Below are 11,299 nucleotides of genomic sequence, written 5' to 3' on the forward strand. Positions count from 1 at the left end.
GCCATCGCACAGCAACTGTTCATCTCCAGGAGCGCGGTGGAGAAACACACCAACGCGGTGTTCGACAAACTGCGGCTGCCGCGGGACGACAGTACCAACCGCAGGGTGCTGGCGGTGCTGCGATTCCTGGGAAGCTGACAACGGCTCACACAATGGGCTGATCTGTCGCAGGGCGATCAGGCAGCAGGCGAGTTCGAGGAAGGCTTCGTGGATGTCGGCTCTGCGTTCCCAGCGCATGCGCATTCGTTTGAAGCCGTGGAGCCAGGCGAAGGTTCGCTCGACGACCCAACGGTAGGTGCCGTGCCGGGTGCCGCGGCGTGCGATGACCGGCACGATACGTCGGGCGCGGACCTGGTCGCGGTAGACGTCGTGGTCGCAGCCGCGGTCGGCGAACAGCGAGTCCGGCTTCCCACCTGACCAGCCTCAGCATGCCGGTCGTGGAATGACAAGAGCGGACGCCCCGTCAGCTGCTTGGATTGCGACAGCCGCCTCGCGGAGAACGTCCTCGGGGCCGAGCACGGAGAAACCGTCATTACCACCGGGCCAGAACACCGCGATCCGGCAGTCGCTTCCGGCCGCCGAGAGGAGACGGTTCACTTCAGCAGCAGGTTTGACGGTGCAGTCCAGCCAAGGGTCGTGGGCCAATGGCAGTCCCGGATCGACCGGGTCGACGGAGTAGAGGTGCAGCATTTCGCCATTCACCTTCACCGTGTAGCTGTCCAGGCGACCATCGTGCGGACTCGAACAAGTCGTGACCGCCAACTGGACCCCACAGTCACTGAGCGGCTCCGTCATTCCGCGCAGCCAGTCCTCGACATCACCTTCGGCAAGGTCTTCACCGTCAGCGCCCCACGCGCCACCGGACAACCACGTCGCACTCTGACCGGACCGAAGCCTGGTTCGGAGTGCTGACGTCTGATCGTGCGAGACCTGCCGCCACAGGCCGGCCTTCTCCAGCTCGCGGAGAAGGCACTCGAAGGAGTTCACGGCGGGCATTATCCGACATTATCCTTCGGTGCGAACCGCGCGTCGCGCGTGCACTTGAGGTTCCGAAGCAACAGGCAGCCAGCCCTCGCGGCCTGGCGCGAACCTCGCCGCGATCAAGCAGTCCAAACGTGACAGTGGCGCGAACTCACCTCAGGACCGGCAGCAACGCCTCCAGAGGGGGGCCGGAACACCGATCTGGCTGTGCCGAGCATGGCCGACACAGCGCACCGAAGACGGCGAGCAAATAGGCCACCTGAAGTGACGCCCACTGTCGCCCCCGGCGTCGATAGAGGTGGTCGGCTGGGGAAGTCACCACAATGGCTTTGCGCCTGAAGGCGCGAGTCGTTTCGAGGTGACTGTGGGAGTCACCACCTGACCGAGGTTGCGATGTCGGTTCCACTTGACGTCCTTTGGGGGCCTGCGGTGGGACCGCGGAGTGTGATTCTGCCGCTGGGGCCTGGTGGCTGCAGCGCGCGCGTAATGTGATGTGGCGGACAGTGCGCCGGGCTCTGGACGGGCAGTGGCCGGAGCCGCGGAAGAAGCCGCGACGCAAGGAGTCGCGGCTGGACCCTACAAGCCGCTGATCGACGACACCCGGCGGGCGGACCTGGACGCCCCGCGCAAGCAGCGGCACACCGCCTGGCGGATCTTCGACCGGTTGGTGGCTGAGCACGAGGCCGATGACATCTCGTATCCGATGGCCCGCGCTTACGTGACCGCCACACGACCTGAGGACGACCGAGGCCATACGGTTTCGTCGAGGAACTGCTCGATTCCCGTGGCCACCCGGCCGAGCACGGCCGCGGAAGCAGCGAGGGGGCCCGGCACTTCCATCCCGTGATCCGCGCCGTCGACTTCGAGTACGAAGGGCGTGAGCTCGCGCGCGACCCTTCCGTCCCACCACGCATCCGAGGTTCCTCCGACGAGCAGGAACGGAGCTCGGGCAGCGCGCAGTCCCGCCACTACCAGCGGATCGGTGAGAAGCGGGGTCAACCACACGGCCGGGAAGCCGCGTTCGCCGACGAGTGAGGCGGCAACACTCCCCAACGACTTGCCGACGACGAAGACTGATCCTCCGCGAACAGCGGCTGCCGCCTCGTCAAGCACCGGGGTCACCCGCGGCAGGACCCACCCAGCACGCTCCGAGGAATGAAGACCAGCCGGCGCCTGCCACCACGCGCGATGCACCTGCGCGCCGCGGGCCTCCGCGGCCGAGGTCGCAAACAACGGGAGCGGGGCGAACGGGCCACCCAGACCACCCGGCAGCACCACCACGGCACGCGGAGACGGAGTATCGACCACAACGGGAGACTACCCCGCGCTGCCTACTGGACGATCACACACCCACCACTCAGCACAACCGCCGCGAGCCAACGGTGATCAGGCTCGTCAACTCTTCACCCACCCTCAAACCCTGTCGCAAGGTCACCGCCCGCTGATGCCGTGGCGCGGGTGACATCAAAACTCAGGCTCTGGTCCAACTTCTGTGGTGTGCCTACTCTCTGTCATGGTGAGTCCTGTTGGCAGATCTCACAAGATCGTCCGGAAACTGCCGGTGCCGACCGCTTCCGGGCTGATGGTTCTGGGCTGATGGTTCTGGGCTGTGCGCGAGGTACTGCTACGGCTGGAAGAGCTGCTCTTCCCAGCGGACCCGAGGATCAGGGTGGAGTCGGTGCAGGACGATGGCGAAGTGATCCGGGTCGGTGTCAGATGCCGGACGACTGGGGCTCGGTGCCCCGGGTTGCGGGAGCTGGTCGGGGCGGTTGCACGGCTCCTACCTGCGATTCCCCGCCGATCTTCCCGTGGCAGGGCGGCGGGTGGTGCTGCGACTTCGTGTACGGCGCTTCACGTGCGAAGACGTCTCCTGCGTGCGGGCGAACGTTCGCCGAGCAGGTCGAGGGCCTGACCCGGCGGTACAACCAGCGGACCGAACGAATGCGATCAAAACTGGCCGAGGTCGGCCTCGCCCTGGCCGGCCGCGCCGGTGCCCGGCTGGCCGACGTCCTCGGGGCGAGAGTCAGCCGGAACACGGTCCTGCGGGTGGTCGGCATCGACGAGTACGCGATGCGCAAGGGCCGTGTCTACGGGACCGTGCTGATCGACGTTGAGACCCGCAGGCCGGTTGGTCTGCTGCCGGATCGTGAAGCGGGCACGGTCGCCGCCTGGCTGGCCGAACGCCCGGGGATCGAGGTCGTGTGCCGTGACCGTGCCCCGTTCTTCGCCGAGGGCGCCAGGATCAGGGCACCCACCGCCGTCCAGGTGGCGGACCGGTTTCACCCTGGCGCAACCTCGGCGAAGCGGTCGAGCGGTGCGTCTCCCGCCACCGCCCGTGCCTTCACGCAACCTTCGCCGAGCCGATGCCGGAGAAGGCGCCGGCACCAGCCGAAAGCGGGACACCGTGGCCCACCGGGCACCGGTTCGCCGACCGCACCCACGCCAAGCACGCCACCGTCCACGCGTTGCTGGCCGCCGGCCACAGCCGACGCTCGATCCAGCGACAGCTCAGCATGACCTACCGCACCGTCCAACGGCTGGCCGACGCCGCGAGGCCGGAGGGTCACCAACTGGATCCTGACTCACCCCGATACCCTGCCGCAGAACGAGCGCCTGAAGCTCAAAGCCGTCCTCGCAGGCTGCCCCGAGCTGGATGCTCTCACCGGGCACGTCCGCGTGTTCGGAAAGATGCTCACCCAGCTCCAGGGCGACCAGCTACCGCAATGGGTCAACGCGGTCCGCGCCAACGACCTGCCCAGCCTCCACACCTTCGTCAACGGCCTTGAACGCGATCTCGCCGCAGTCACCGCTGGCCTGACAACGCCGTGGAGCTCAGGCGTTCTTGAAGGCCACGTCAACCGGATCTAAATGATCAAGCGCCAGATGTATGGCCGGGCAGGCTTCGACCTGCTGCGGAAACGTGTCTTGCTGGCCTGACCGCAGAGCTGTCGCTCGACGAACGGGTCGGTTCAGCTCATTGCGAGCGGCACGGGATCGAGGCCCAGCTTGATCCGGCATGAATGGACGGCCTGGGCGACCCAGGCAGTCACGGCGTCGCGATCTGCCACGAGCGCGTGCAGCTCACGTGTCTTCTCCTGGGCGTCGACCATCCACGGGGCCAGCGGGTCCTCTCGAAGGACTCGCTCGAAGTGATCGCGGGCCGTGTCCGGGTGACCGGCCAGGGCGGCCGCGATGCCGGCGTCGAAGCCGTCCCAGAGGAATCCCCGGCGCACCGGTCGGGTTGTCAGGTATCGGGCGACGTCCGGCAGAGCTGGGAATTTCTCCCTCAGCGCGGTCACGTTCGCAGCCGCCTGTCGGCTGAGTTCGAGTGCCAGCGGTGTGAACTGGTCCTCGGTTCGGAACGACTCGGAGCCGACCCGGATTGCCTCCACGTTGAAAGCTAGGTGTTCCACGTCGTGCCACAACCACATCGCACCGACGTCCAGCCCGCTGCCGGCAGTCCGTGGCGGAGTGAACTCCACAACCCCGAGCCACCACCCGTGGTCATCAATCCACAGCCGCGACCGCCCACGCTGGACCAGGCCGAGCGGCTTCAGGGACTCCCGCGCCGCCGAGTTGATGATTCGGAGCACCGGACTGCGATCTGCCATGCCCGGCATTATCGACCGCCCCACCGACACTCCCATCGGTACTGAGAGCTCGTAACACGATCTTGTCGGAGTGGCCTGGTCGGGCGTGACCGATCTGGCGATTCGTCCGTTCGTGTTGGTGTGAGTACTCGGCCGTGGATCGCTGGCAGCAGGCCGGAGTCTTCGACCAGCTGCACCGTGTCCTGCTCGCCGAACTCAACGCGGCCGGCGAACTCGACTGGTCCCGGGCCTGTGTGGACGGCTCCCACATCCGCGCGAAAAAGGGGGAGCCGACACCGGTCCGTCGCCGGTCGACCGGCGCAAGACGGGCAGCAAACACCACCTGATCTGCGACGGACGCGGCACTCCGCTCAAGGTCATCACCACAGCGGCCAACGTCAACGACGTCACCCGGACCCTTGCACTGGTCGAACCGCATCCCACCCGTTGCTGGCCGCCCCGGACGTCCACGCCGCCGCCCCGAGTCTTTGCTCGGCGACGAAGGATACGACTCCAACCCCAACCGCCGAGAGCTCCGCGAGCGCCGGATCCTGCCCGTCATCTCCCGCAAGGGCGCCCCGAACATCCACGGCCTGGGCAAGCTCCGCTACCTCGTCGAGCAGACCTTTGCCCTCCTTCACCAATTCAGGCGGCTCGCCGTCCGTTGGGAACGCCGAACCGAACTCCACAATGCCTTCGTGTCGTTGGCCTGCAGCCTCATCTGCTGGAGACGCCTCAGGAAGGACCGCTGCAGTTCAGAAGGGCAGTGGATCGGAGCTGAGTGACTCGGTGTACCCCAGGGACCACTGCCCGGGAACGGCCGCGCAGATCGCATCCAGATCGGCACGGGTCCGGCCGCGGACGTGAAGCCAGCTGCCGACGCCGGAGCCATCTTGGCGCAGTAGCTTGCCCGGAGCAGAGAACCAGCGCACGGGGAATTCCTCCGGGCCCGTCCACATGGGGTAGTCCGGCAGCTGGACCCGTTGAAAGTGTTCGGGCCCCGCCTCAGGCAGGTCCGCGGGCAGCTCGCACGCGTTGTACAGCCGTCCCCCTCCGCCGAACAGCGCCTCGCTCAATACGAGTTCGACACAGGCCAAGGACGTCCGGTCCATGAACGGCACCCAGCCGTGTCGCGCCTGAACGAGCACCGGAGGATCGTCCTGGTCAAGGTCGGTAAGGCGCACCCCCCAGAAGGCACAGCCCTGGTTCTCGCTGCGGAAGACAAGGACGCCGCCACAATCGTCATGCACGAACATCTCATCAGGCGGCAGCAGTGGATCCTGGTTGGCGACCAGGTCGGACCGGCTACCCGCGAGCGTATAGAACTCGTGCAGCGCAGTCGGCAGGGAGCAGCCGAGCATCGCCTCGGCCTGCGCCAGCTCCGCACTGGGCGTGCCGTCATTCTCGGGCAGCGCGTCGCCCCAAGCGGCGGCAAAGCTGCTGACAAATGCCCAGGCCCGCCCCCGATCGGAAATCCCGCCGTCCAGAGCGTGGGCCACGTCGAAGCTGCCAGTCATGCCACGAAACGTATCGGAAGCCCGAGCCGCACGGCCAAGAACCATCAGGTCGCCAGAGCGAGACGCCATCCAGAACCAGTCCGTAGCTTGGGCAGCTCGCTAGGGGGGCCCAGTGGCAACGACGACATCCCTCGACGACACCACCAAGATCGTGTTACGAGCTCTGAGCGTCACCGTTCCACAGAAGTTGGACCATAACGCGAGATGACTCTGGCACAACTTGTGTGGACCTGGACCGACGTCGCAGTGCTTTCACCGGGCAAAGTTCCAGGTCGGCTGCGGTGCCGACGGGATTCGAACCCGCGGACAGATAGGGACAGGTCCGCCCCGTCTCCATCAGTCGCCGTGAGCCGGACCTCGCTCACGGCGATCGCAATGGGCCGCTCTGCCACGGCACCGCAGCCTGCGAGAATGCGCGCCATCCCGCTCCGGATCAAGGTAGAGGATCGTCCTGCGTGCGGCGAGGCGTTATCCAGCGCTGGCAACCGCTGCAGCAGGACCACAGAAGCTGAGCCAGAGCCCGAGTCTGGAAGACACTGGGGTTCTTGCCAGGGCAACATTGAGGTGCCCCCGGTGAAAGGTGCTGGTCATGCCGCGGATGTCGAAGTTCGAGCTGTACGCGGCGATCCGGCGTGACCACCGTGGTGGCGTCAATGCGCGAGCTTGAGCGCACGCACGGCGCGACCTGGCGGACGGTGCGGAAAGCGCTGGACTCTGCCTGGCCGAGCCGCACAAGAAGCTGCCGCCGCGGGCATCGGCTCTGGATCCGTACAAGCCGGTGATCGACGGCATCCTGCGGGCGGATCTGGACGCGCCGCGCAAGCAGCGGCACACCGCCTGGCGGATCTTCGACCGGTTGGTCGAGGAACATGGCGCCGATGTCTCCTACCGGATGGTCCGTTACTACCGTCACATCCCGGAAGCCGGAAATCGTGGTCGAGTCGGGCAAGGCCCCGCTGGAGGCGTTCGTCCCGCACCGCCTCGCGCGCAGCCTCACCCATCAGGTGCCACAGGGAGAGCTCGCCTCACAACGAAGTGGGCTCTGGATCCGTTGCCAGGCAGGCATGGAGTTCCACGTCGACGCGGACGCCGTCGTATTCGAGCTTCTGTCGTTGCTGCCCTTCCACCGCGAAACCAGCAGCGCGAGCGACTCCGCATGAGGCGGTGGAAGCGTTCGGCGGCCCGCCGCAGCAGCCGGCCCTCGTCCACCACGCATCGTGCCAGGCGCAGACGTCCGGTCTCGGTCAGGGGTGCATTACGGTGAGGCACGAGGGCCTTTCTGGTCGCCGGTGCAGATGTCGCAATCCACACCAGGCCAGAAGGCCCTCACCCTTCTCAAGATCAGCGAATGACGATCTCCGTCACCGTCCACAACCTCCCGAGACAGAACATCTAGACGCCCACCGTCTCCCGCACGGTGAGTGCGGAGGCGGGGCGGGCGTAGGTCAGGGCGATGGTGCCGTCCGGTGCCAGCGCCACCGTGGGGACGTCGGCCGGGCAGGGCAGGGTTCCCAGGGGCTGGAAGGCCACCGGGGCGGAGGGGGCGGGCTGGGCCCAGTGGTGGACGGTGTCGCGGCCCGCAGCGAAGACGTGGACGCGGCCCTGGCGGTCGGTCACCGTCGAGATCCCGTCCTGCACCTCGGAGCCGCCGAGGTCGGTCCACGCCCCCCAGGTCCCGCCGGGCTCACGGACCCGGGTGGTGAGCCCCTTGGCGGCGTTCCGCACGAACACGTGCACCCGGCCGTCGGCGGTACGTACCGCGGTCGGCGGACCGACCCGCCGCCCCCGGTCCTCCGTGTGCTCGGGGTTGCCGAGCGATGTCCAGCGGCCGGCGTTCCCGACCACGATCTCCCGCGCGTTGCCACCCCCCTTCCCGTCGAGGGCCGCGAACCGCAGCCCGAACACGAGCGTCCCCTCGCCCGGCATTGCCACGCACGTCAGCTGCGGTGCGAGCGGCCCGCCTCCCAGGTCCCTGGCGGGACCCCACCGCCCGCTGCCGGGCGCGGTCTCGTCGCGTACGGCCGCGTGCAGGCCCAGCACCTCGTACGCCGTGCCCGGCGCCCCCGCCGCGGGGACGACGACCTGACCGGCGCCCGGGTAGCGCCGGTGGGTCGAGCGTATCCAGCCCTTGCGGTTGGTCAGCGGCTCGTTGCGGCCCTGCCCGTAGTCGCCGCAGCCGCCGGGGTCGCCGCACGCCCAGTCGGGGTCGCCGCCGTACTGCAGCAGGAAGCGGGCCTTGAGCGCGACGGTCGCGGGCGGCAGGTTGAAGGGCCAGCGCTGGTTGTAGTAGCCGCGGTAGGCCGTGGTGGTGAAGCCGCGCGCACCCGACTCCGACCACCGCTTGAGCGCCTTCCACGCAAACAGCGCCACGGGCGTGTGGTCGCGGTGGTCGGAGTAGCCGACCTGGTCGCTGCCCTTGGGGTGCTGCTTGTCGTGGACCTGGATGTCCGGGTCGGGGTCGAGGGTGCGCACATGCGTGGGCGTGTACCGCTTCAGCAGCTCCACCAGGACGTCGACCAGCTTGTCGTGGGTGTACGTGCCGGTCGCGTCCGAAGGCGACGGGCTGTCCAGGGCGGGCAGGTACGGCAGGGTAGTGCCGGGCTTGTCCCACAGCATCGGCACGCTCGCACTCTGGTTCTGCTCGTGCATCGACACCTGCAGGAAGACCAGGGTGGCGCGGTGGACGCCGTTGGCGAGCGTGTCGATCTGGGCGTGGAGCCCGCCCGGCAGCCCCAGCACCTCGCTGTGCCAGCGTGTGAAGTGCGGCAGCCCCAGCATGGTGGCGTACGCCTGCCGCAGCCCCTGGTGCCGCGCCGCCGAATACGCCGCCGTGTCGGCGTGGTGGTGCTTGTGCGACCCGCCCGGCGGGATGTTCCGCCCCACCGACTCGCCCGCGGTCACGTACACCGACACCACCGGGGTACCCGCCTGGATGTCCTGCAGAATGTCGGGGTTCATGAAGAAGAGGTCGTCGTCGGGATGCGCGAGCACCTGCATGGCCAGCGCCCCGGCCTCCCTGCGGTACGGGCCCGACGGCGGCGCCGGCGCCACCTTCACGGCAGCCTCGTGCGACGCACCCCTGCACCCTGTCCCGGCCAGCGCCACGGCTCCCACAACCCCGGCCAACGCCGCGCGCCGGGAGGGATGCTGTTCGTCATACGTCCTCATACCGGGCTTGAGTGGATTCCCCGCGGACGGGTTCCTTCCCGGGGGTGTGATTTGCCCTACGGATCCGCGGGCTACCTACTGACATCCAAAGGGTGATGTCGTCATGGTGGGGCGGCCGTGAGTTCTGTCCCGGTGAGGCGGCCGTCGAGGACGTCGGGGCGGTATTGCAGTTGGCGCAGGCCTCGTCGGATTGCGGTGATCAGGTCGTTCGGGTTGGCGAACGCCCGGTTGGCCGTGGTGGTGCGTCGCAGCACCGACCAGATGCTCTCGACGGGGTTGAGGTCGGGTGCGTAGGGCGCAAGCTGGTAGACGGTGAGCCAGTCGCGGTCGGCTACTAGCGGCGCATCCCGGCGGTCAGGTGGGTGTTCAAGTTGTCCCAGACCAGCACGATCGGGCCGCCGAGCTGCTGGTGCGCAGTCTGGATCAGGCCGCGGTAGTCCTTCCGGGAGAAGCTCTTGCGGCCATCGGGGCGGACGTCGGGGCAGGGTCGGTGGATCAGCCGGGACGGCTCGCCCGCTTTGCAGCAGGTCAATTGCGCCTACTGATAAGCGGCGGCGGGAGCGGTCCCGCACGCGGACGACCGGAATGTGGCCGTGGGGTGACCAGGTGCGAGTGGTCGGCGGCGTCATCGAGAACCCGGCCTCGTCCTCGAAGACGAGCCAGCCGTCGAGCGCCGCCACGGTCCTTCCACGTCCGGCCAGGTCTCTTTCACCCAGTTCGCCACTCCGGCGTCGTCGCGCTCCACCGCCCGGCGGGCAGGCACCTGGCAGCTCCAGCCGTGCCGTTTCAACAGCGCGGCGACACCCTGGACGGTGTAGCTCTTGTGGAACCGGCGCCCCATCACGGTCTCGATCCGCTACAGGGTCCAGGTCTGGTCCGGCCAGCCGTGCGCCACTGCACCTCTGGCCAGCTCCTTCTCCAGTACAGCGAACAGTTCGTCGCTCAGGAGAGGCAGCAACGCCGGCCCTTTCGAGGCCAGCGCTCTCGGCCCGTCCTGTGACCTTGCCTTGCGCCAGCGCTGAACTGATCGGACGCTGACCCGCAGGTCATGCGCAATGACCCTGTTCTCGACGCCCTGGGAAAAGCGCTCGGCCGCCTCCATCCTCAACTTCTCACGGAAGACCTACCGCTCGGCGGTCAGTCCGCTTCCTTGCGCATACCTCATGAACACGGCATACCGCAGGGATCACGGACCGTCAGCCCCACCGACACCGCCCTTTGAAGGTCAGCAGCCAGGGAACCGTCTCGTCTCAGGGACGTGAACCAGCTTCCACCGCCGTTCATGCCGTCATTTCTCATCGACATCCAGGCGACGAAAGATCACCAGTTGCCTCCCAAACCCGTCCACATCTGCTGTTCCCAGAGATGCACGAAGCCAGCCGCCCCAGAGGACGGCGGCCACACGCGGTGCCACAGCTCGTACGGGTGCTGCCACCGGTTGCGATCCTCCGCCGACCCGGAGGGCGGCGGCCACCGCTGTCCTTGGACAGCGAAGTTAGACGTCGTCTCGATTGGCTATCGGGCCGTGATCACCGCTCGCGCCACTCACCCAGTTCGCCGGGCGAGCCCGCCTGGATGAAGTTGCGCATGAGGGCCCATGCGTGATCGACAGCGAGGACAAAGTCGCCGCCGAACGCAGCCAGGTCGTCCATGATCGGCACTTGAACCACGGAAGCCGCTGCCGCTGTGCCGTCGCCGAGGAGAAGGGACGACTGATCGGCGTCGTCGAACAAGTGGATGACCGCTTGATCGTCTTGGAAGCCCAGAGTCAGCAGGGGAAACTCACTGCCCGCAAGACGGACTTCGATGTAGCCCTGGCCGCCCGAGCGCAGTGCGTTGAAGTGAGCGGACAGCTCCGGCAGGTCCGTGCACCTCTCAACCGCGGAGAACCGGCCCGATTCCAAGGCGGTTGCCGTCCATTGCACGCTCATCCCTGCACCTCCTGCTTCCTAGTGCTCTGACCGGGAAGGTTCACCGGGTTGACTGTTCCGGCGGTTGGATGTGCGGCGACGTCCGTTGATCCGACCGTTGGGGTGTTGTGTG

General features: G+C 67.6%; 9 protein-coding genes, 1 tRNA gene and 5 pseudogenes. 5 read left to right on the top strand and 10 right to left on the bottom strand.

What is annotated here, in order from left to right:
• Positions 1-138 (top strand): annotated as a pseudogene (locus tag ACWERV_RS35755) (DNA-binding response regulator); the annotation flags it as partial.
• Between the two features lie 36 nt (positions 139-174).
• Here ACWERV_RS35755 and ACWERV_RS35760 read toward each other — a convergent pair.
• The 3 genes and pseudogenes from ACWERV_RS35760 to ACWERV_RS35770 all read right to left on the bottom strand — a co-directional run.
• Positions 175-408: pseudogene (locus ACWERV_RS35760) on the bottom strand (transposase); the annotation flags it as partial.
• 15 nt (positions 409-423) lie between these two features.
• Positions 424-987: a hypothetical protein gene (locus ACWERV_RS35765; protein WP_452940983.1), complete on the bottom strand. Its 564-nt coding sequence runs from the start codon at positions 985-987 to the stop codon at positions 424-426.
• Positions 988-1,695: 708 nt separating this feature from the next.
• Positions 1,696-2,289, bottom strand: a complete 594-nt coding sequence (locus ACWERV_RS35770; protein WP_452940985.1) for an alpha/beta hydrolase — start codon at positions 2,287-2,289, stop codon at positions 1,696-1,698.
• A gap of 408 nt (positions 2,290-2,697) precedes the next feature.
• On the opposite strand from ACWERV_RS35770, the pseudogene ACWERV_RS35775 reads away from it, so the two are divergent.
• A pseudogene (locus ACWERV_RS35775) lies at positions 2,698-3,918 on the top strand (ISL3 family transposase).
• Positions 3,919-3,950: 32 nt separating this feature from the next.
• Here the strand turns inward: ACWERV_RS35775 and ACWERV_RS35780 are convergent.
• On the bottom strand, positions 3,951-4,592 hold the full coding sequence (locus ACWERV_RS35780; protein WP_452940987.1) for a hypothetical protein: 642 nt from the start codon (positions 4,590-4,592) through the stop codon (positions 3,951-3,953).
• A 134-nt stretch (positions 4,593-4,726) separates the two neighbouring features.
• Here ACWERV_RS35780 and ACWERV_RS35785 point away from each other — a divergent pair, with 134 nt between their 5' ends.
• Both ACWERV_RS35785 and ACWERV_RS35790 read left to right on the top strand, forming a co-directional pair.
• The gene (locus tag ACWERV_RS35785) at positions 4,727-4,918 is read left to right on the top strand and encodes a hypothetical protein (RefSeq protein WP_452940989.1); all 192 of its coding nucleotides are present in this window, start codon (positions 4,727-4,729) and stop codon (positions 4,916-4,918) included.
• Positions 4,919-4,990: 72 nt separating this feature from the next.
• Positions 4,991-5,356: a transposase gene (locus tag ACWERV_RS35790; RefSeq protein ID WP_452940991.1), complete on the top strand. Its 366-nt coding sequence runs from the start codon at positions 4,991-4,993 to the stop codon at positions 5,354-5,356.
• Here ACWERV_RS35790 and ACWERV_RS35795 read toward each other — a convergent pair.
• Together ACWERV_RS35795 and ACWERV_RS35800 are read right to left on the bottom strand one after the other, a co-directional pair.
• Complete coding sequence (locus tag ACWERV_RS35795) at positions 5,327-6,088, bottom strand: SMI1/KNR4 family protein (RefSeq protein WP_452940992.1); 762 nt, start codon at positions 6,086-6,088, stop codon at positions 5,327-5,329. The genes ACWERV_RS35790 and ACWERV_RS35795 overlap by 30 nt on opposite strands.
• A 279-nt stretch (positions 6,089-6,367) precedes the next feature.
• Positions 6,368-6,486: transfer RNA gene (locus ACWERV_RS35800), tRNA-OTHER, on the bottom strand.
• Positions 6,487-7,020: 534 nt separating this feature from the next.
• On the opposite strand from ACWERV_RS35800, the gene ACWERV_RS35805 reads away from it, so the two are divergent.
• Positions 7,021-7,248 carry a hypothetical protein gene (locus ACWERV_RS35805; RefSeq protein WP_452940998.1) on the top strand — a complete coding sequence of 76 codons (228 nt, stop codon included), beginning with the start codon at positions 7,021-7,023 and terminating at the stop codon, positions 7,246-7,248.
• A 7-nt stretch (positions 7,249-7,255) separates the two neighbouring features.
• On the opposite strand, the pseudogene ACWERV_RS35810 reads toward ACWERV_RS35805, so the two are convergent.
• The 4 genes and pseudogenes from ACWERV_RS35810 to ACWERV_RS35825 all read right to left on the bottom strand — a co-directional run.
• A pseudogene (locus ACWERV_RS35810) lies at positions 7,256-7,357 on the bottom strand (IS481 family transposase); the annotation flags it as partial.
• 123 nt (positions 7,358-7,480) lie between these two features.
• Complete coding sequence (locus ACWERV_RS35815) at positions 7,481-9,145, bottom strand: PIG-L family deacetylase (RefSeq protein ID WP_452940994.1); 1,665 nt, start codon at positions 9,143-9,145, stop codon at positions 7,481-7,483.
• Positions 9,146-9,357: 212 nt separating this feature from the next.
• A pseudogene (locus ACWERV_RS35820) lies at positions 9,358-10,364 on the bottom strand (IS630 family transposase).
• A gap of 421 nt (positions 10,365-10,785) precedes the next feature.
• Complete coding sequence (locus ACWERV_RS35825; protein WP_452940996.1) at positions 10,786-11,187, bottom strand: hypothetical protein; 402 nt, start codon at positions 11,185-11,187, stop codon at positions 10,786-10,788.
• Positions 11,188-11,299: the final 112 nt, after the last annotated feature.

It is taken from the genome of Streptomyces sp. NPDC004031 (assembly GCF_053604375.1).